Below are 19711 nucleotides of genomic sequence, written 5' to 3'. Positions count from 1 at the left end.
TGCAGGAATCAATAACTTATCGTGGAAAAAGACGCTAAAATTTACGTAGCAGGCCATCGAGGAATGGTCGGATCGGCAATACATCGCAAATTAATAGAACTAGGATACAATAACATCGTGACCCGTACTTCTCAGGAACTAGATCTGCGCAATCAACAGGCAGTTGCCGATTTTTTCAACGAAGAAAAGCCCGATTATGTCTTCCTGGCAGCAGCCAAAGTCGGTGGAATCATGGCAAACAACACCTATCGGGCGGATTTTATCTACGAGAATATGGCGATACAGAATAATGTGATTAAATCTTCTTACGACAATGAGGTCAGGAAACTGATGTTCTTGGGATCAAGCTGCATTTATCCCAAAATGGCAACACAACCTTTAAACGAAGACTTATTGTTGACAGGTACCTTGGAACCTACCAATGAGCCCTATGCCATCGCCAAAATTGCCGGTATTAAAATGACTGAAGCTTTCCGCGATCAATACGGCTGTAATTTCATATCAGTCATGCCAACCAATCTGTACGGCATTAACGATAATTATCATCCAGAAAACTCTCATGTCTTACCAGCTTTGATCAGAAGATTTCACGAGGCAAAAGTCAATAACTTAGATAACGTTGTGATATGGGGTACCGGAACCCCACTAAGGGAATTTCTTTTCTCGGATGACTTGGCTGATGCATGCGTATTTTTGATGAATAACTATGACGAAAAACAATTTGTCAATATCGGTATAGGCGAAGATCTCAGTATAAAAGATCTCGCAGAACTCATTAAAGAAGTTATAGGATATGAAGGCAACATCTCTTTCGACAGCAGTAAACCCGATGGAACGCCACGGAAATTAATGGATGTATCCAAATTACATGCCCTAGGCTGGAAACATAAAATCAATCTTCACGAAGGAATTAAATTAGCCTACGCTGATTTCCTGAAAAAAGAAGAAGCTAATTCCTAATAGGTCTCACTATAGGAGGGAATACCATATTCATTGACCTCGTCTTTTATTGTAGCCTCGCCTTCGAGCTGTGAACCTTTCTTTTTCTTCTTTTTAGGTCGGATAAAATTGGTGAGTTTGCCAATCAAGCCACTGATTTTATCCTGATTGATCTGCCCCACAGCACGTTCAGATAACAACAACATAAGCGCTTTTTTCAGCATACCCGAGTTTTTCAAAAACAGCTTGTTCATCATAAAAGGAACACCTATGCGCAGAGTTTTCGTCAGCCAATCTGAATCTGGGTTGTTGCTCTTTGCAAACAGTTGTTGAATCATATTTACGCCTGGGATATTATTCTTTAATGAATTGAAAAATCGAACCGGAGCTTCAATTTTATTGTTAAGCAAAGTAAATTGTGTTTTTAAGTAAGCCTCTTGTTCATTTTTGAGCACCTTCAAACGAGCAATTTCCATCTTAAGCTCCTGTAAATTACGTATTTTAGTCTGCTTGTTATTCATTTGTAGTCCCTTCTCTATCAAATTGTTCTTTTTTCAATTCTTCCTCTTCTTCTTCGATCTCGTCGTTCCATTTAGCCAAAAAGCGGCGAATAGAAAGATCCATAAATTTCGATTCCAACGCAGGTTCAAAAATCCGGATTACTATAATAATCACTATAAAAATACCTGCTGTTGCCAAGAATCCCAACGAATAACTTCCCAACAACTCACCTAGCCAAAAGCCCAATGCCAGACATAAGAAAAAGACGACAAACAAAGTAAGTATCAATTTGGTTGCATCCACCACCAAACTGGCAATCAGGCGTGATGAGCGCTCAATTGTCTTCAGTTTAACAAGCTTGAACTGGGAATCTACGTACTCTTTTGTTTTCTGGAAAGTACCACTAAGTGAAAATTTTTCTTCTTCCATGCATCTTAATTTTATTTAGGCTATCTCAAAAGTCCTATACGAATCTCAATTTCTTTGTATTATTAATATTCAGCCTTTTGAAATAGCCTAATATTCTATGTATCTCCACAAATTGCTCTTAAGAACAGTTTGTCTTTTATGCATGCTCGATGATATCATCATCTACAATTTCCTCGGCTTGGTTTAATTTACCTTTCAAGGTGGAGACAATTTTTTCTTTAAAATCATTCAATTGATCGAATTGTTCTTCAGCTCTCTCACGAATAGCATCACTCAAATCGCTTAATGAATCATTGATCTTATCTCTTGTATCTGATCCTTTGTCCGGAGCAAATAAAACTCCTAAAGCTGCACCTGCAGCAAGACCTGCCAACAACGCCAAAGCTACTTTACTTGTGTCATTCATTTCTTTTTCGTTTTAAAGTTCTAATTCTATTATTCGATGAATCTAGTCTTCGATAATAATACAATTTGTAAAGCAAATCGTTTGCCAAATAACGCAATTATCTATTATTTACCAGAATCCATATAATTACAATATAATCATTTTTCAACAATTCGCTATCGAATTACAATAATTCCTCAAAGCGTTATCATTTTTAATTTTATATTTAGTATCTTTAAATCAACCGATTATAAAATTCATGCTGAACAAAACTTATTGTAGCGCCGTCTATGGTATTGAGGCGTGCACCATAACCGTTGAGGTCGTTGTCTCTACCGGACTCCATTATTATATCGTCGGACTTCCTGACAATGCTGTCAAAGAAAGCCTAAGACGTGTTGAAAGTGCCATTACTTCCTGTCAACTTCACATGCCAAGACAAAAAATTGTGGTCAACATGGCACCAGCTGACATCAGAAAAGAAGGCTCTAGTTATGATCTATCGATCGCCATTGGCATATTGGCATCCTCTGGACAACTCAGCAATGTGTTATTGGAACATTACCTTATCCTGGGCGAATTGTCCTTAGACGGCAGCATTAAACCTATTAGAGGAGCTTTATCTATTGCCTTACAAGCACTCGATGATGGCTTTAAAGGAATTATACTTCCTCAACAGAATGCACTGGAAGCCGCTATCGTCAGCGGAATTGATGTGATTGCAGTCGAAAATCTTACGGAAGTAGTACAGTTCCTCAATAACTCAAAAAGCATTGTTCCGACCAAAGTGGATATATCATCCTCCTTCAATGTAGGAACAAATAAGGATGAGGTAGACTTCTCGGATGTTCGTGGACAGGAAAATATCAAGAGGGCCTTGGAAATAGCCGCTGCCGGAGGACATAATGTCATTCTTATAGGTCCTCCAGGAGCAGGAAAGACTATGTTAGCAAAAAGGTTACCAACCATTCTGCCTCCGCTCACTATGACCGAATCCTTGGAAACAACCAAAATTCATTCGGTTTCAGGAAATCTCAAAGCCAAAGACGCATTATTAACTATACGGCCATTCCGCGCTCCTCATCATACCATCTCTGATGTAGCAATGGTAGGGGGCGGTTCTAATCCGCAACCCGGCGAAATTTCACTTTCGCATCATGGAGTTTTATTTTTGGATGAACTCCCCGAATTTAAACGAAGTGTCCTTGAGGTCATGCGACAACCGCTCGAATCCCGGAATATCACTATTTCTCGGGCAAAATTAACCATAGACTACCCCGCAAGTTTTATGCTAATTGCAGCAATGAACCCCTGCCCTTGTGGATATTTCAATCATCCTGAGAAGGAATGTATCTGTGGCAGTAACACCGTCCAACGTTATTTAAGTAAAATATCAGGACCTTTATTGGATCGGATCGACCTGCATGTAGAAGTCACACCTGTTCAGTTCGACGAACTGAGTGCTTCTCAACCCTGTGAAAATAGCCTGACTGTTCGCAATCGTGTCGTCCAGACAAGACAAATTCAAAAAAAACGGTTCGAATCTTATCCTGAAGTCCATTGCAATGCACATATGAGCACCAAGTTAACAAGAGATATCTGTCAGGTTGGCGAATCTCAAAAGAAACTGCTTAAAACAGCTATCGATCGTCTAAATCTTTCGGCAAGGGCTTATGATCGAATATTAAAGGTTGCACGTACTATCGCCGACATGGAAAATAGCCCCACGATTGAAAACCACCATCTCGCTGAAGCAATCCAATACAGGAATTTGGACCGGGAAACTTGGGGTGGAAAATTTTAAAACTGCGCTAAGCAATGTTTTATGACCCAGGGGAAGCAGATAATCGTCAGGATCAACCCTGATAATGCACCATAGAAATGTGCATCATGGTTAATTCCGTCTTGCGCTTTTTTGGAAGCCCAGATACAATACCCCAAAAACAGGAAGGCAAATAAATAGGCGGGCATTGGAATGATCATCATCACACCGATAGTCATCTTTGGATTAAAGAGGATGTAACTGAATAAAACGGCACAGATCGCTCCCGAAGCGCCCAAACTATAATAACCATAATTATTTTTCTGCTGAATAATGGTTGGAATATCACTCAGCAGCAGACTGCCTAAATAAATAACAGCAAAGAGAAGATGTCCATAGATGCTTGCCTGTGCTAACATCTGCTCCAACCCAAACGCAAAATAATAGAAAGTGATCATATTGAACAGGAGGTGCCCCCAGTCCTTATGAATAAAACCACTTGTCAGTATGGTATACAAGCGTTGCTTACGGGCGATGCTATAAGGATGCAACATCAACTTGCCATAAAGCTGCTCATGAGAAAAAGTATAAATACTTGTGACAAGTGTAAAAAAGAAAATGACGCTCGCTACGGGCGTTTGTTGTAAGTAATGAGTCAGCATAGTTAGAAACGGTCCTCTAAAAGTAAAACGTATAGCTCTTTGGGGCCATGAGCGCCCAATACCAGCCTCTTCTCAATATCTGCTGTCCGCGAAGGTCCTGTGATGGTTGAGATCATTGTTGGAATCTCCTGCCCGTAACGCTTTTGCATATAAGCCAAGGAATCTTTCAGATCCCAAACCAATTGAGAAGCTTTAGCTATAACGATGTGAATCGGCGGATAGATACTCAAACGACGTCCAGAAGCATTCGCATTGCTCACCATGATACTGCCATTGCGCGCGATCAATGCTTCACATGAGGTAATGCTCGCATTGGCCGATTCGAAGTCTTTCTCTGTTTTGAAAAAAGGGAAGCCATAGGGACTCAATAGGTTTTGTATCCCCTGTTCCCAGGCATAGATATTTTTTATATTATTGACCTCTGTCAATGTAATCAAATTCTCGATGAGGCCAATTTCGCCATCACAATAAAGAAATTTGCCGCCTGCGGCCGTGAACTCACGAACAAAAACAAGATCCACTAATTCATCCTCTTGTTTGTAAAGCGGTGTTTCTTTGAAATTAGGATGTGGATTGTCATTTTTTTGAAGCAATGCCTGACGTATACGTTTTAACATTACCTCCTTCGCTGTTGCGTTCTTCACGTTCATGGCTCAATAGCACTATAAAATACAGCGCTAGAAGAGCTCTAGCGCTGCAAAATCTAAATTAGTTTAAACTACCTGATTGATTATCCAAACGTTGTTCATCTTTTGAAGTCGCTTCGTCTGGATGAACATCCAATGGCAAATCAGTTTGCGGAACACCGCCACCATCGGCACCGTTAACAAACTCATCATAAGTAGTCTTGGTATCGAAAGGACGTTTACCTAATATTTCTTCAAGATCCGATTGGAAAAGAATTTCCTTTTCTAAGAGCTTCTCTGCAATCTTAATCAAACCTTCACGTTTGTCCAATAAAAGTTGCTTTGTCCGCGCGTAAACGTCTGTGATCAGATTACGAACTTCAGCATCAATCAGCTCTGCCGTTTTGTCAGAATATGGTTTTTGGAAAGACGCTTCCGAGCTGTCGCGGAAAGACACATTGCCAACTTTATCATTCATACCGTAAATGGCAATCATGGCATAGGAAAGTTGTGTAATACGCTCCAAGTCATTCTGGGCGCCTGTTGAGATTCTTCCGAAAGTAATATCTTCCGCAACACGCCCTCCCATCGTCATACACAAACTATCAACCAGCTGTTCGGTTGTATATAAGAACTGCTCACGTGGAAGATACTGTGCATATCCTAACGCAGCTACTCCACGCGGAACAATAGATACTTTTACCAAGGGATCGGCATGTTCTAAGAACCAACCCGCAATGGCGTGTCCCGCCTCGTGATAAGCAACAATACGTTTCTCCTCAGGAGATATGATTTTATTCTTTTTTTCAAGACCACCAATCACACGATCTACAGCATCTTGAAAATCCTGCATATCTATCTCAGATTTGTTTTTACGTGCAGCAATCAACGCAGCTTCGTTACACACATTGGCGATCTCTGCTCCCGCAAAACCTGGCGTCTGTGCGGATAATTTTTTAGCATCTACCTCTGCAGATAATTTCAATGGTTTTAAATGCACTTTAAAAATATGCTCACGACCTATCAGATCTGGTTTATCAATTGAAATCTGACGGTCAAAACGTCCCGGACGCAATAAAGCTGTATCCAATACATCAATACGGTTTGTAGCGGCTAGAATAATAACGCCGGAGTCTGTACCAAAACCATCCATTTCTACCAATAACTGGTTCAATGTATTTTCACGTTCATCGTTACCGCCCATCATGGAGTTTTTACCACGGGCGCGGCCGATTGCATCAATCTCATCAATAAAGATAATACAAGGGGCTTTCTCTTTGGCTTGTTTGAACAAATCACGCACACGTGAGGCACCGACACCCACAAACATCTCAACGAAGTCCGAACCTGATAAAGAGAAGAAAGGTACCTGTGCTTCTCCTGCAACAGCTTTTGCCAATAAGGTTTTACCTGTACCCGGAGGGCCTACAAGCAATGCTCCTTTCGGAATTTTACCCCCTAGATTCGTGTATTTACGTGGATTTTTTAAGAAATCTACGATTTCCATTACCTCTTGTTTTGCTTCTTCTAAGCCAGCAACATCGTTAAAAGTAATATTGATCTGTGATTCTTTGTCAAATAACTGTGCTTTGGATTTACCGATGTTAAAGATCGCGCCACCGCCGCCACCAGCTCCACCACCCATGCGGCGCATCAAGAAAATCCAGATTGCTGCCAAGACCAATAATGGCAACATAAATGTCACAAACCAGCTTGCCCATGGATTGGAACGATCAGCATATTTTAATTGTACCTTAGGTGTACCCGGAGCCAGCTCATCTTGTGATGCAGCTAACTTCTTCTCCAACACCTCTGCCGAAGCATCTTTAAAGATATATTGGGGGCCTGTTTCTTCCTGACCGGCAAGACTTGGAATTGGATCGCTGTTCTTAGCTACGTCTTTAAAACTGGGGTTGTCTTTCCAGCCCTTTTTTAGATAGACTTCCACCTCGACAAGATCATTTTTCTTATATGCTTCCAGACGCTCAACAGCTCCGGTTTTTAACATGCGTGTTTCAAAATCACTATAGCTAATTTCCTTAGCCGGGTTTTCTCCAAAAACATATTGCAAGGCAAAAAAACCTAAAAACATGGCAATCATAAGCCACACAAAATTGAATTTTGGCGGTTTCGGGCTTACCTTACTACTTGGGATTTTTTTCATTATATCGTAATTATATTTTCTGTATAAACTATTGTATTGAGGCTTTTATTTAGGCGCTTTGAAAATGCTGAATCTGTGCATCTCCCCACAAATCCTCAATGCCGTAATGTGCTCTCTTTTCGGTCTTAAAGATATGTACAACCACATCCACAAAATCCAAAATCAACCATTCTCCGTTGGATTGTCCTTCTTTATATTGGGGTTCTTGACCAAAAGCTTTATAGACTTCCTCCTCTACACTCTTTGCAATGGCATTAACCTGAATGTTTGAGTCGGCATGACAAATCACAAAATAATCAGAAACAGAACTGTGAAGATCTCTTAAATCCAAGCGAACAATCTCGTTTGCTTTCTTTTCCTGCATACCATGGACGATAATTTCTGATAGACGTTGCGACAATTCTGAACTTTTATTTTTACTCATTAAAAAATATGATAGTTTTGACTTAATATTTATTTAATACTTTCAGTTTGCAAAATAACAATATTTCGGGACTTATCATCGGTCAAAATACAATATATCTTGACAAAGTTGCCTCTACAAACGATTATTTAAGAGAATTATTGTCAAATTTCAAGCCACTCGCAGAGGGTACTGCCATTTTAGCAGAAGAACAATTTCGGGGAAAAGGACAGCGTGGAAGTACCTGGGTGAGCGAGCCTGGAAAAAATCTGACGACATCAATTCTTTTAAAACCTCATTTTTTAGCAATTGAACAGCAGTTTGCGCTCTCAGCAACAGTAGCTATCGCTTTAGTAAAGTGGCTAAAATGCAAAACTGAGCTGCCTGTAACCGTTAAATGGCCTAATGACATTTATGTTGACAATAAAAAAATAGCAGGCATCCTGATTGAAAATAAGTTGAAGGGAAATAAAATTGAAGCTTCCATTGTCGGAATTGGCGTAAATATCAACCAAGTCAATTTTGACACAGCGTCAACAATTACCTCCTTATCCAATTTAACTAATAAAGCTGATTATGTCATAAAAGATTTGGCTGTCGAACTTTTTGCAAGTATCCAGAAGGAATATAATACACTCTTTACCCACTCTTGGCAACCCCAATTGAATTATTATAACGAACTACTCTTTTGGAAAGACCAGGAAAAACCATTTTTGATCGCAGGTGAGAAAAAGATTGGAATGATCAAGACTGTTGGGATCGATGGTCAACTGCAAGTACTTATCGACGACAAACTGCAGAAATTTAATATCAAAGAGATAAGCCATCTTATATCCTAATCTTTACACTAAATACAGATAAAACATTTGGGAATATGCTAAATTTGTAACGTGGTTAAATTAAACCTTTAGCAGTTTTTGCTATCAAAGGTGTAGAACAAACTGCAATAATTATTTAGGAAAATGAAAAAATTAGTATTGTTGATAACTGCTGTGATTTTTGCAGCTACTGGAGCCTTTGCCCAAATTCACAAACCTGTAAAATGGACTGTAGCCAGCAAAAAATTAAACAACAACGAAGCTGTTGTCTATGTCAAAGGAACAATCCAAAGTGGTTGGCACATCTATTCCCAAAATGTGAAAGACGGCGGACCAATCCCAACTTCCTTCAATTTTGCTAAAGCCGCTGACTATGCGCTGGTAGGCAAAACTGCTGAGCCAAAACCAAAAGTAAAACACGAAGAAGTGTTCAAAATGGATGTTGGTTATTTTACAAATGAAGTGATCTTTCAACAAAAGGTGAAGTTGAATAAAGGTACTGCAACAGTGAAAGGCACGGTAGAATGGCAAGCTTGTGATGCATCACAATGTCTTCCTCCGGATGAATATGCTTTTGCTGTGACAATCAAATAGTAAAAATGATCATACACGGATAAAATAATAAGGCGATTCTCATCGCCTTTTTTTATTTTTGAAGCTGACATCAGAAACAGATACGCATGTTAAAAAACACATTTATTCTACTTTTAATTGCTTTTTTCAGTCTTTCCCATACCTCGACGACTTTTGCATTGCAACAAGACAGTTTGACAAGTACGGAAGGACTTCAATTTGAATCTTCACCTGATACCACACCAGCGGTAGAGGCCGTACCGGATGACCTGACTTTTTCAGACGCTCCGGATACCACGGTCAGCCAGGATAGCAGCAAATTGGATAGGGCAACAACAAATATCTCTTCCACTAACGCAGAAACCGGAAAGAAATCGCTTTGGAGTATTTTTATCGCCGGATTAATTGGCGGCTTTGCGGCGCTCCTCATGCCTTGTATATTCCCTATGCTACCATTGACTGTTAGCTACTTTACAAAACAATCTGGTACCCGCGCAAGTGGCATCAGCAAGGCGCTACTCTATGGCCTTTTCATCATTGTGATATATGTGGCTTTAGGGATGATCATTACGATTGCATTCGGTTCTGACGCACTTAACGCACTATCGACGAATGGAATATTTAATTTCTTGTTTTTTCTGTTGCTCGTGGTTTTTGCTGCGTCATTTTTTGGTGCTTTCGAAATCACCTTACCAAGCTCCTTTGTCAATAAAATGGATGCCAAATCAGATAAGGGCGGCCTTATCGGGCTCTTTTTTATGGCATTTAGTCTTTCGCTGGTTTCGTTCTCCTGTACAGGTCCAATTATTGGCACCCTACTCGTTGAAGCCGCTTCAAAAGGAGAACGTTTAGGTCCGGCGATCGGTATGCTGGGTTTTTCCATTGCCTTAGCAATCCCGTTTGGCTTATTTGCTATGTTCCCTTCATTGTTAAAGTCATTGCCGAAATCTGGCGGGTGGCTCAATTCAGTAAAAGTCGTTCTCGGATTTTTAGAACTCGCTTTAGCATTAAAATTTTTATCGAACGTAGATCTAGCCTATCACTGGAACTGGTTGGATCGTGAAGTATTTTTATCCTTGTGGATTGCCATATTTGGCCTGATGGGATTATACCTCATTGGCAAAATCAAGTTCTCGCATGATAGTGACCTTAAATTTCTGTCCGTACCACGGACAATACTTGCAATCGTCGTATTCTCTTTTGTCGTATACATGGTTCCCGGTCTATGGGGAGCACCATTGAAATCGATATCCGCTTTCTTACCGCCTTCTGCAACACAGGACTTCGATCTCTCTGCTGGTATTGCAGGCGCTCCTGCCCACAGCGACGGTAAAGTAAAAAAATATGCGGAAATCTTCCATGAGCGCGGTACCCCGAAGGGATTTGATCCATATTACGATTATGATCAGGCTCTGGAAACCGCAAAAGAGTTGAATAAACCTGTATTGATAGACTTCACCGGCTGGAACTGTGTCAATTGCCGAAAAATGGAGGCAAATGTATGGACAGATCCCAGTGTTGCGAAGCTATTGAAAGAAGAATTTGTTATGGCCGAACTCTTTGTTGATGATAAAACAGAGTTACCAGCAAATGAACAATTCGTTTCTAAGTATAGTGGAAAGAAAATCAAAACAATCGGTAATAAAAACAGTGATTTTCAGGCATCGACTTTCAATAGCAATTCGCAACCTCTATACGTGATTGTAGATGAAACGGGAAAGGTATTGGTACCACAAACTGGCGCAAACTATAATATTGATCAATACAAAGCTTTTCTACAAAGTGGGATTGATGCTTTTAAAGCAAAAAGATAAGCAGACTGTCTAGTGGGTATTATCGCTTTTTATAATTCAAGGCTCCATTGTAAAGTTAACATGAAGTTTGACACTGATTTAGATTAATTGCACAGCAGAAGGCAATTAATTAATTGCTTTTAAGCGATTCGGAACTTTTAATAACGGAAATATAATTGTATATAAGCACAAAAATAGCTAAGTTTGAGTTCGTATGAGTAACATTAAAAAAATTGCTGTTTTGACATCTGGAGGGGATGCTCCAGGAATGAATGCGGGTATTCGTGCTGTTGTAAGAGCAGGTATCTATAACAATCTTGAGGTATTTGGTATACGCAGGGGCTATGATGGTTTGGTAAATGGTGAGATTTTCCCCATGGATGCAAAATCCGTGGCCAATATCATACAACGTGGCGGAACTATTCTAAAAACTGCGCGCAGCGAGGCATTCAAGACTGTCGAAGGACGTAAACAAGCTTATGATAACTTACGTAGCCATGAAATTGATGCGATGGTGGTCATCGGTGGTGACGGAACCTTCACTGGCGCATCTAAATTTATCGATGAATTTGACTTCCCTATTATTGGTTTACCAGGTACAATTGATAACGACCTGGCTGGAACCGATTTCACCATCGGCTATGATACAGCAATAAACACTGTTATTCAAGCAGTAGACAAAATCCGTGACACTGCAGAATCCCATGATCGTGTGTTTGTCATCGAAGTGATGGGACGTGATTCTGGCTTGATTGCCATCCGTTCTGGTATAAGTACGGGTGCTGAAGCTGTATTGGTTCCCGAGTTTGAGGTGGATTACGATGCAATCATGAAAAGGCTGGATAAAAGCCGGAAGAATAAATCTTCACGCATCATCATCGTCGCCGAAGGGGACAAAGAAGGTGGAATGGTCGTTTCGGAAAAAATAAAGGAGAATTTTCCGCATTATGATGTAAGGCTTTCTATTTTAGGCCACATCCAACGTGGTGGAAGCCCAACATGTATGGATCGTGTATTGGCCAGTAGACTTGGCGTTGCTGCAGTAGAAGCGCTTGTTGCTGGCCGTAGAGGAGAAATGGCCGGACTAATCTGTAGCGAAGTTAGATTCACTCCTTTTAAGAGCGCGATTAAACATAACGTAAAACTGAACGAAGATCTACTTCGCATCATTGAGATACTTTCTTTATAAGGAGCTCTTTTACAAGACTAATATATAAAAAACACGCATGAAATCAATTTCATGCGTGTTTTTTATATCCTAAATTAAACAATACCACTATCTGACCAGCTTTTACATTCGTTTGAAATTACTATTTCAGTAGCTTATTGAGATATTCCTCATTCACAGCTGGCAATTGAATCGTCTGTCCAGTTTTCGCCATTGAATCTGCGAAATGGTTGGTATTTTGGATCGCCTGCTCGTAGGCTTTGATAACTTGGTCGGAAATGTATAAAGACTTTGGATCTTTAATATCTACCTTATACTGGTTATCCTTTAAGCTTACATGATGATAGAAACGATAAGCTGCAGCCTTCAGTAGCCCCAGCTCCTGCTGTGACAACTCATCGATTCGCGCATTTGGTGGTAATGTCACATCTATATATTCCTTACCCTTTGCCAAAGCCTCGATGGAATGATCTAGGGGAATTGCACTAAGCGCCTCCAGATTTACGACTGGTACACCATTTTCTTTCTTGGAATTACAGGCAAAAGCTAAAATACTTAAAGCAATCACCAGTATCAGTTTTTTTCTCATTTTTTGTGTTTTACACGCAGTTTATCATTAATGAACGCTATAGTAGTCTATATGCCTTGCAAAAAGCAAATAATGCTTTTTGAAATCCGTTAATAAATGTTTCTCTTGGCCTAAAGAAGCTCATGTTTTTTAAAACCCATCCTTTGCCATACGAAGCAATTAGGCGCTTAGAAAAGCCATCTCCACAAACAAAGGTCGAGAAGCAGTACAGCTTTCACAAAAAACACCTATTTAAAATCCATCAACAAAGATAAGATTTTAAATAGGTGTTCTATATTAATCTAAGAAACTGAAAGAGTCTATTTTAATAGCTCCGCCAATTTAGCTTCCAAAGCCTCTCCTCTTAAATTAGAAGCGACAATTTTACCAGAAGGATCAATTAAGAAATTCTGTGGAATTCCGCGTACTTCATACAATTTCACAGGGGCCGATTTCCAACCCTGCAAATCAGACACATGTGGCCATTGTTGCAAATTATCATCATGAATCGCTTTTAACCAAGCATCCTTTTTACCTGGGTTGTCCAAGGAAACACCAAACACAGTAAAGCCTTTATCTTTAAATTTATTGAATGCGGCAACAACGTTCGGATTTTCGTGACGACAAGGTCCACACCAGCTCGCCCAGAAATCCAACAATACATATTTGCCTCGCAATGAAGATAGAGACACGTTATTGCCTGTCGTATCCGGTAACGTAAAATCTGGTGCCACAGAACCTACAGCAACAGCTTTTAATTTTTGAATACGATCCGCTAATTCTTTACCCTTCTCAGAATTTTTCAGTTCGGGAGATAGCTTATCAAAAGAGGCCAGATATCCATTAACGTTTTCACCATTTACATTTTCAGCAAGGAGATCTAATGTATACCAGCTTTTTGGATTTTTGTTGATAAACTCAGCATCAGCCTTTTCCATCTTTTCAGAAATCTCGCCCGCTTGTTTTTGCAGACCTTCAATAAACTTCGGATCCTGTTTCTGTGCATCAGAAGCCGCATAATATTGTTGATTTAAGCCTTCAAATTGATCTGCATAAGGTTTTACAAATGCTTTGTATTGCGTAAAGTCATCATTGATCGACGTACCTGTTATCACAGCATCTTTAAATCCTTTGGATGCATCTACGTTGATCACGCCTTTTGACAAATACAACTGAGCCGTTTCAGGTTGCTTTTGTGCACCCCGGAGTTCGCCAAAGGAAAGCCCTTCCGCAGAATAAATCATCACACCTTTAGTTGGCGATGCTACCTGACCGTTGAATTTAAACTCACCTTTGACCACAGCAGCTGAATCTAGCTGACGGGCACCATTATTGGCGTACTGCATAAATACCTTAGCCTTATCAGAAGCTGCATTCACTTTTCCTGTCACTGTATAGCTTTCTTGTGCCATCAATAAGGCTGGTAAAAAGCTTAAACCCATCAATATTCCCTTCTTCATAATTATATACTTCCCATAAATGTAAAAGATTTCCGTTGCATTGACACGCTATTTAACATTATTTAGCAAAGTTGTTACCATCGTCCCGAAGCACCGCCACCACCGAAATCGCCGCCTCCAAATCCGCCAAACCCACCGCCGGATCCACCTCCAAATCCACCGCCACCACCTCGGTTGCCTCCCCCGAGACCGTTAAGCAAAGTCCACCAAAAAATATCTGAAGAGCCACGACCATTCATCACGCGCCCGCCTCCTTTTCCACCGCCACCGCGATTTGAAAACATCACAACTAGAAATATCACGACAATAATGACAAATATGATGGATCCCGATCCACGGCCGCTAGGCTGTTTGGGATCAGCTTTATATTCACCTTTGGCATAGGAAATAAGAGAATTTGTAGCCTTGTCAACTCCACTATAATAATCGCCCTGACGAAAGGCTGGTTTGATATCATTCTCAATAATACGATAGGCAATCGCATCGGGCACTGCCCCTTCGATCCCATAGCCGGTCTGAATGGTAACAGCTCGGTCGCCCAATGCCGCCAATAATAAAATACCATTATTGTACTTTTTATTACCAACACCCCACTTCTTCGCCAGACGGACAGCATAATCTGAGATATCATAACCTCCAGTAGAGTTCATCATTACCACAGCAATCTGTGTAGAAGTAGAATCTTCAAATGCCAACAGCTTTTGCTCCAATTGCTGTTTTTGACCGGCCGTCAATGTATTTGTATAATCATTGACAAGTTTATTGGGTGTCTCTGGAAAATCCTGCCCTATTGCACTCATGAAGGCCAGCGCCCACAGCACCATCACCATGACTGGAATCCGAACCCGAGAAAATAATTTCAACATAAGTTTTATTTTTTATTGATTAGCGATCACCAAAAACAATATCATTTGGAAGTTCATTGATATCATCATGTTCTCTGGGAAAGAATTTCGCTAATTGTTTGCCCGCATGTTCAATTCCCTTCACCAGTCCCTCTACAATTTTATCCATACGGAATTCTTCGACCATAAGATCTTTGGTACAATTCCAAAAGTCGCTTTCTACGCGTTGATTGATCCCTTTATCACCAATGATAGAAAATTTATGATCCTCCAATGCGATGTAAATAAGCACTCCATTTTTTAGCACGGTTTTATGCATGCCCAATTTGGAAAAATAGTACGTTGCACGATCGTGGACTTCATCAGGGCAATGATTTTCTATCACAACCCGGATTTCTCCCGATGTCTCGTTTTCTGCCATATTAATAGCATGAACGATTCTTTCTTGTTCTTCTGCATTTAAAGCCATAATATTTCGTCAATGATGTCTACATTCAAGATCAGTCTGCCCGGCTCTCCCATGTAAACACGTCTTTGTAAAACAATCTGTATAAAAAATGGATGAAGGGCTTATACGCAAGCCGCATCATCCATCATTTCGTCCATTTCTAACAAGATGTTATTAGAATGATACAGTCGGTGCCTTATCTGAGCCAGGTGCAGCTGTAAATGTTCCTTTGGCTTTAAACCCAAACATGCCCGCCATTAAATTATTTGGGAAGCTACGTACAGTCGTATTGAATTGCTGTACAGCTTCATTATAGGATCTACGTTCCGTCGAAATACGGTTTTCTGTCCCTTCCAATTGCGCTTGCAATTCCAAAAAGTTTTGATTTGCCTTTAAGTCCGGGTAGGCCTCTACCGAAGCCAATAGACGGCTCAAAGAACCACTGAACTGATCTTGTACTTTTTGGAATTTAGCGATATTCTCCTCCGATAAATCATCTGCATTGATGGTAACCGAAGTTGCCTTAGCTCTTGCTTCAACGACCGCAGTTAATGTGCTTTCTTCGTGCTTAGCTGCACCCTTCACAGTGTTCACCAAGTTCGGAACCAAATCCGCACGACGTTGGTAAGCATTTTCAACCTGTGCCCATTTCCCTTTGACGTTCTCGTCCTGAGAAACCATCGTATTGTAACCACATGAGTTTAATGATACTAATGCAAATAAACCGCATAGGGCTACTAAAAATCTTTTCATTTTCATTGTTCAAAGAATTAAATACTATTCAAATTATACGTTTACACTATCAAAGCATATACCAAGCTCCTACTAAGATAAGAATATTTTTATTTCCAAATCGGCAAACAACCAATATTCCGTAACTTTGTGGTGGTTTTGGGATAAAAACCCAGCCCTTTTATCTTATGCAAAAAGAAATTGAGATTGCGATCCTTCCGGAGAAAATCGAAGATGAGCAATATATCCTACAGCAAGGCGCAAAAATGCTACGCCTGCAACCACAACAGCTCAAAGGTTATAAAATCCGTAAACGCTCTATTGACGCCCGTAGTAAACAAGTGGTTTACAGAGCACGGGTGATTTTTTATATCGACGAATTTCCCCTACCGGAGATTTATGAAAATCATTTTAAATCTGTGCAGTCGGGAAAACCCGTCATCATCATCGGTGCTGGCCCCGCAGGTTTATTCGCCGCGATCCGCTGTATTGAACGTGGTCTCAAACCAATTGTCATTGAGAGAGGCAAAAAAGTACAGGACCGAAGACGCGATCTTGCGAAGCTAAACCGCGAGGGCACTGTGAACCCCGAATCCAACTACTGTTTTGGGGAAGGTGGTGCGGGCACCTATTCTGACGGCAAGCTTTATACCCGCTCCAATAAAAGAGGTGACGTTGACAAAGTCCTTAAGCTTTTTGTATCTCATGGAGCGACAACGGACATTTTAGTGAATGCCCGCCCCCACATCGGCACCAACAAGCTCCCTCATATTATTGAAGCGATGCGGGAGAGTGTGATCGAATTTGGAGGTGAGTTTCTTTTCGATCAACGTGTAGATGATATATTGGAATCCTTTGGTCAGGCCCGTGGGGTAAAATTAGCCAGTGGAGAAGAAATCAAAGCCGATCATGTTATTGTAGCCACGGGCCACTCCGCGCGTGATATTTTCGAACTATTTCATCGCAATAATTGGTTGATTGAAGCAAAAGCTTTTGCGCTCGGTGTCCGCATCGAACATCCACAGGCTATAATTGATCAGGCTCAATACCATTGTCAGGTCAGAAGTGAACATTTGCCACCAGCCTATTATAGTCTAGTCGAGCAAGTCAATGATCGCGGTGTCTTTTCATTTTGTATGTGTCCGGGTGGCGTTATTGCTCCCTGTGCAACTGACCATAACGAAATCGTCGTCAACGGCTGGTCTCCTTCTAAACGGAATAATCCACACGCCAATTCAGGTACCGTCATTCAGATCAACCTCGAAGATGTACCTAATGCGCTAAATGATCCCTTTGCTTTACTTGATTTTCAAAAACAGATCGAACACCGAGCTTTCGAAGTTGGTGGAGGAAACCTTGTTGCACCTGCACAGCGCATGGTTGACTTTGTCGAAGGCCGAGTTTCCTTGGATCTACCGGAAAACTCGTATAAACCCGGAACCTCTTCGGCCGACTTGCGAGAGGTTTTACCAACTTTTGTACATGAAGCGCTTCGGGGTGCCCTCCCAATATTTGGTAAAAAGATGAAAGGCTATTATACAAACGAGGCTATCCTGGTCGGCGTAGAATCGAGGACATCTTCGCCTATACGTATACCGCGAAACAAAGAAAACCTGCAACACCCTCAGGTCAAAGGACTTTACCCTTGTGGGGAGGGGGCGGGCTATGCCGGCGGTATTATTTCGGCCGCAATAGACGGAATTAATTGTGTCGATGCAATTGATTTAAGCTAAGATTTTTTATTTTTTCTCTTGCAGAATAAGAAGAAATGCCTTACTTTTGTAGCATCAACGCGAAAGTAGCTCAGTTGGTAGAGCACAACCTTGCCAAGGTTGGGGTCGCGAGTTCGAATCTCGTCTTTCGCTCCAAACAAAAAACGCTTCCAAAATCTGGAAGCGTTTTTTGTTTGGAATTACTTTATTTTTCCGCTCACTCCTAAGCGCATAATTGACCTGTTCAAAAAAGACAGCAATCCCACCAATACAACAATAAGACCAGCAATAACAAACGCCGTTGCCACTCCGATCACGTCAGCGATAAAGCCTGTAAACAGGAGTCCTATCATACTTGGTAAAATAGCGATGCTAAAATAAAGCGAGAATACACGCCCTAACATTTCTGCCGGTACCTGCTCTTGAATAATGGTCATAAATGACGCGGAGAAAATAGACATTGAAACGCCCCCAAAGCCCGTCATAATGACAAATGGAATAAACCAGCTGGAGGGAAACAAACCCGAGATCGCAAATGTGATTCCCAGTACAATATGCATGCTGTTAACCAACGCTACTTTGGACATCGATACCTTTGCTAATCCCAAAAAGCTCCCACCGATCAGCATTCCTATGCCCCAAATAATCTCAATAATACTCATTTCCCATTTGCCACCACCGTAATGACCAATCGTCAACAAAGGAAACATGATCGCAACAGGCATAATACAGAAAGTCGCTATCATAGCATACAGGAACAACATTTTCAATCCTTTATTATGATAGATAGTCCTCATTCCTTCTCTAAGGTCATCCAAAACGGCAATAATCGAGGGTTTCACATCAGATCGTGAAAGATGCGGGATGGTTACAAAAAGTAAAGATATAATGGCTACCGCAGCTCCAATGACATCCAGATACAAGACACTCGAAATGGGGAAATAGCTAATAGCCAAAGTGCCCAATGCAGGACCAGCAATACTACTTACTGACTGTAGCATTTGATTAATCCCCGATACACGCAATAACTTGTCCTCGGGAACGAGCAATGGCGCAATTGCTTGCATAGCCGGCGAATGAAATGCAGACCCGATCGAACGACAGGCCATCAATAGATAGATCAGAAACATGTTGGTACCATCACTTTTTAGCACGAAAGTCATCCCTAAGGTACAGAGGGCGATAAACCCGTCAGCGAAAATCATGACTTTCTTTCTATCCCAACGATCTATATAGACACCGGCAAATGGTCCGATAATCGCCTGAGGTAACAAACCAGCAATAGCGGCAAAAGCCAATATCTCAGCAGACCTGTGCGTCAAACTCAACCAGATCATGATCGAAAAGTTGACCGCTGAACTGGACAGTAAAGAAATAAATTGCCCAATCCATATATAACTATAGGTACGAAACCAGTTATTTTTTTCCATCAAATTTTAAGTAAAAAATACAACAGGTGTATGATCAAGAATGATCAACACATTAAATAAAACGTTTATAATACATACTGCATCAATAATGAAAATATGCTGCATGACACACTCCCATGATCAGGCTAGCCAAAGCTGCCACTGGATACTTCAGAGAGAATCATGCTATTCATTAAGTGAATAGGTGTGTTCAATTGAGAATTTAAAAACGTAAATGAGCTATAAAACCCAAGGTTTATAAGCGTAAATTGTATGCAAAGACATGTTCATAACGGTATAAAAGTAAGAGAAAA

The 19711-nt window shown here is 40.8% G+C and carries 20 protein-coding genes and 1 tRNA gene; 8 read left to right on the top strand and 13 right to left on the bottom strand.

Features of this window, described 5'->3' with window-relative positions; translation table 11 throughout:
• The first annotated feature begins 21 nt into the window (after window positions 1-21).
• Window positions 22-960, top strand: coding sequence for a GDP-L-fucose synthase (gene fcl / locus HPC41_RS20755; RefSeq protein ID WP_172396007.1), 939 nt, complete (start codon window positions 22-24; stop codon window positions 958-960).
• On the opposite strand, the gene HPC41_RS20750 is transcribed toward fcl, so the two are convergent.
• The 3 genes from HPC41_RS20750 to HPC41_RS20740 form a co-directional block, all read right to left on the bottom strand.
• Entirely contained in the window at window positions 957-1460 is a 504-nt protein-coding gene (locus HPC41_RS20750; protein ID WP_172396006.1) for a hypothetical protein, read from the bottom strand. The genes fcl and HPC41_RS20750 overlap by 4 nt on opposite strands.
• The gene (locus HPC41_RS20745) at window positions 1453-1869 is read right to left on the bottom strand and encodes a hypothetical protein (RefSeq protein ID WP_172396005.1); all 417 of its coding nucleotides are present in this window, start codon (window positions 1867-1869) and stop codon (window positions 1453-1455) included. The genes HPC41_RS20750 and HPC41_RS20745 overlap by 8 nt, the downstream gene beginning before the upstream one ends.
• 136 nt (window positions 1870-2005) lie before the next feature.
• Entirely contained in the window at window positions 2006-2275 is a 270-nt protein-coding gene (locus tag HPC41_RS20740) for a YtxH domain-containing protein (RefSeq protein ID WP_172396004.1), read from the bottom strand.
• Window positions 2276-2513: 238 nt separating this feature from the next.
• On the opposite strand from HPC41_RS20740, the gene HPC41_RS20735 reads away from it, so the two are divergent.
• Window positions 2514-4058, top strand: a complete 1545-nt coding sequence (locus tag HPC41_RS20735) for a YifB family Mg chelatase-like AAA ATPase (protein ID WP_172396003.1) — start codon at window positions 2514-2516, stop codon at window positions 4056-4058.
• Here HPC41_RS20735 and HPC41_RS20730 read toward each other — a convergent pair.
• The 4 genes from HPC41_RS20730 to rsfS are packed head-to-tail and all read right to left on the bottom strand — an operon-like array spanning window position 4055 to window position 7892.
• A complete protein-coding gene (locus HPC41_RS20730) occupies window positions 4055-4678 on the bottom strand; it encodes a rhomboid family intramembrane serine protease (protein ID WP_172396002.1) in 624 nt (207 codons plus the stop codon). The two genes, HPC41_RS20735 and HPC41_RS20730, sit on opposite strands and share 4 nt — an antisense overlap.
• A 2-nt stretch (window positions 4679-4680) precedes the next feature.
• Window positions 4681-5328, bottom strand: a complete 648-nt coding sequence (locus HPC41_RS20725) for a LutC/YkgG family protein (protein ID WP_172396001.1) — start codon at window positions 5326-5328, stop codon at window positions 4681-4683.
• Between the two features lie 58 nt (window positions 5329-5386).
• Complete coding sequence (ftsH, locus tag HPC41_RS20720) at window positions 5387-7468, bottom strand: ATP-dependent zinc metalloprotease FtsH (RefSeq protein ID WP_172396000.1); 2082 nt, start codon at window positions 7466-7468, stop codon at window positions 5387-5389.
• Window positions 7469-7517: 49 nt separating this feature from the next.
• Window positions 7518-7892, bottom strand: coding sequence for a ribosome silencing factor (gene rsfS / locus HPC41_RS20715; RefSeq protein WP_077437259.1), 375 nt, complete (start codon window positions 7890-7892; stop codon window positions 7518-7520).
• A 47-nt stretch (window positions 7893-7939) separates the two neighbouring features.
• On the opposite strand from rsfS, the gene HPC41_RS20710 reads away from it, so the two are divergent.
• From HPC41_RS20710 to pfkA, 4 genes are all read left to right on the top strand, one after another.
• The gene (locus tag HPC41_RS20710; RefSeq protein WP_216660844.1) at window positions 7940-8710 is read left to right on the top strand and encodes a biotin--[acetyl-CoA-carboxylase] ligase; all 771 of its coding nucleotides are present in this window, start codon (window positions 7940-7942) and stop codon (window positions 8708-8710) included.
• A 123-nt stretch (window positions 8711-8833) separates the two neighbouring features.
• Window positions 8834-9283 carry a protein-disulfide reductase DsbD N-terminal domain-containing protein gene (locus HPC41_RS20705; protein WP_172395999.1) on the top strand — a complete coding sequence of 150 codons (450 nt, stop codon included), beginning with the start codon at window positions 8834-8836 and terminating at the stop codon, window positions 9281-9283.
• Window positions 9284-9369: 86 nt separating this feature from the next.
• The gene (locus HPC41_RS20700; protein WP_172395998.1) at window positions 9370-11076 is read left to right on the top strand and encodes a protein-disulfide reductase DsbD family protein; all 1707 of its coding nucleotides are present in this window, start codon (window positions 9370-9372) and stop codon (window positions 11074-11076) included.
• A 193-nt stretch (window positions 11077-11269) separates the two neighbouring features.
• The gene (gene pfkA, locus HPC41_RS20695; protein ID WP_172395997.1) at window positions 11270-12244 is read left to right on the top strand and encodes a 6-phosphofructokinase; all 975 of its coding nucleotides are present in this window, start codon (window positions 11270-11272) and stop codon (window positions 12242-12244) included.
• A 121-nt stretch (window positions 12245-12365) separates the two neighbouring features.
• Here the strand turns inward: pfkA and HPC41_RS20690 are convergent, their stop codons facing one another.
• From HPC41_RS20690 to HPC41_RS20670, 5 genes are all read right to left on the bottom strand, one after another.
• Entirely contained in the window at window positions 12366-12812 is a 447-nt protein-coding gene (locus HPC41_RS20690) for a hypothetical protein (protein WP_172395996.1), read from the bottom strand.
• 299 nt (window positions 12813-13111) lie between these two features.
• Complete coding sequence (locus tag HPC41_RS20685) at window positions 13112-14251, bottom strand: TlpA disulfide reductase family protein (protein WP_172395995.1); 1140 nt, start codon at window positions 14249-14251, stop codon at window positions 13112-13114.
• Window positions 14252-14325: 74 nt separating this feature from the next.
• The gene (locus tag HPC41_RS20680) at window positions 14326-15117 is read right to left on the bottom strand and encodes a TPM domain-containing protein (protein ID WP_420240161.1); all 792 of its coding nucleotides are present in this window, start codon (window positions 15115-15117) and stop codon (window positions 14326-14328) included.
• A 19-nt stretch (window positions 15118-15136) separates the two neighbouring features.
• The gene (locus HPC41_RS20675; protein ID WP_172395994.1) at window positions 15137-15565 is read right to left on the bottom strand and encodes a TPM domain-containing protein; all 429 of its coding nucleotides are present in this window, start codon (window positions 15563-15565) and stop codon (window positions 15137-15139) included.
• Window positions 15566-15718: 153 nt separating this feature from the next.
• Window positions 15719-16297: a LemA family protein gene (locus HPC41_RS20670; RefSeq protein ID WP_108635100.1), complete on the bottom strand. Its 579-nt coding sequence runs from the start codon at window positions 16295-16297 to the stop codon at window positions 15719-15721.
• Between the two features lie 167 nt (window positions 16298-16464).
• Between HPC41_RS20670 and HPC41_RS20665 the strand changes: the two genes are divergently transcribed.
• Window positions 16465-18009 (top strand): NAD(P)/FAD-dependent oxidoreductase, encoded by a 1545-nt coding sequence (locus HPC41_RS20665; protein WP_172395993.1) that lies wholly within the window; start codon window positions 16465-16467, stop codon window positions 18007-18009.
• A 59-nt stretch (window positions 18010-18068) separates the two neighbouring features.
• Window positions 18069-18144 (top strand) — tRNA-Gly (locus HPC41_RS20660).
• 44 nt (window positions 18145-18188) lie between these two features.
• Here HPC41_RS20660 and HPC41_RS20655 read toward each other — a convergent pair.
• Window positions 18189-19418, bottom strand: a complete 1230-nt coding sequence (locus HPC41_RS20655; RefSeq protein ID WP_172395992.1) for an MFS transporter — start codon at window positions 19416-19418, stop codon at window positions 18189-18191.
• Window positions 19419-19711 lie beyond the last annotated feature (293 nt).

Origin of the sequence: Sphingobacterium prati, assembly GCF_013167215.1 — a bacterium.
Taxonomy (GTDB): Bacteria; Bacteroidota; Bacteroidia; order Sphingobacteriales; family Sphingobacteriaceae; genus Sphingobacterium; species Sphingobacterium prati.
Note: the sequence above shows the minus strand (reverse complement) of the source record. Positions and strands in the feature narration are given on the sequence as shown.

Coding starts and splice junctions, on each gene's coding strand:
- HPC41_RS20725 (WP_172396001.1), bottom strand. CDS start 5,328: ATGAACGTGAAGAACGCAACAGCGAAGGAGGTAATGTTAAAACGTATA.
- HPC41_RS20655 (WP_172395992.1), bottom strand. CDS start 19,418: ATGGAAAAAAATAACTGGTTTCGTACCTATAGTTATATATGGATTGGG.
- HPC41_RS20745 (WP_172396005.1), bottom strand. CDS start 1,869: ATGGAAGAAGAAAAATTTTCACTTAGTGGTACTTTCCAGAAAACAAAA.
- ftsH (WP_172396000.1), bottom strand. CDS start 7,468: ATGAAAAAAATCCCAAGTAGTAAGGTAAGCCCGAAACCGCCAAAATTC.
- HPC41_RS20675 (WP_172395994.1), bottom strand. CDS start 15,565: ATGGCTTTAAATGCAGAAGAACAAGAAAGAATCGTTCATGCTATTAAT.
- HPC41_RS20685 (WP_172395995.1), bottom strand. CDS start 14,251: ATGAAGAAGGGAATATTGATGGGTTTAAGCTTTTTACCAGCCTTATTG.
- rsfS (WP_077437259.1), bottom strand. CDS start 7,892: ATGAGTAAAAATAAAAGTTCAGAATTGTCGCAACGTCTATCAGAAATT.
- pfkA (WP_172395997.1), top strand. CDS start 11,270: ATGAGTAACATTAAAAAAATTGCTGTTTTGACATCTGGAGGGGATGCT.
- HPC41_RS20670 (WP_108635100.1), bottom strand. CDS start 16,297: ATGAAAAGATTTTTAGTAGCCCTATGCGGTTTATTTGCATTAGTATCA.
- HPC41_RS20735 (WP_172396003.1), top strand. CDS start 2,514: ATGCTGAACAAAACTTATTGTAGCGCCGTCTATGGTATTGAGGCGTGC.
- HPC41_RS20690 (WP_172395996.1), bottom strand. CDS start 12,812: ATGAGAAAAAAACTGATACTGGTGATTGCTTTAAGTATTTTAGCTTTT.
- HPC41_RS20680 (WP_420240161.1), bottom strand. CDS start 15,117: ATGTTGAAATTATTTTCTCGGGTTCGGATTCCAGTCATGGTGATGGTG.
- HPC41_RS20705 (WP_172395999.1), top strand. CDS start 8,834: ATGAAAAAATTAGTATTGTTGATAACTGCTGTGATTTTTGCAGCTACT.
- HPC41_RS20665 (WP_172395993.1), top strand. CDS start 16,465: ATGCAAAAAGAAATTGAGATTGCGATCCTTCCGGAGAAAATCGAAGAT.
- HPC41_RS20740 (WP_172396004.1), bottom strand. CDS start 2,275: ATGAATGACACAAGTAAAGTAGCTTTGGCGTTGTTGGCAGGTCTTGCT.
- HPC41_RS20700 (WP_172395998.1), top strand. CDS start 9,370: ATGTTAAAAAACACATTTATTCTACTTTTAATTGCTTTTTTCAGTCTT.
- HPC41_RS20730 (WP_172396002.1), bottom strand. CDS start 4,678: ATGCTGACTCATTACTTACAACAAACGCCCGTAGCGAGCGTCATTTTC.
- HPC41_RS20750 (WP_172396006.1), bottom strand. CDS start 1,460: ATGAATAACAAGCAGACTAAAATACGTAATTTACAGGAGCTTAAGATG.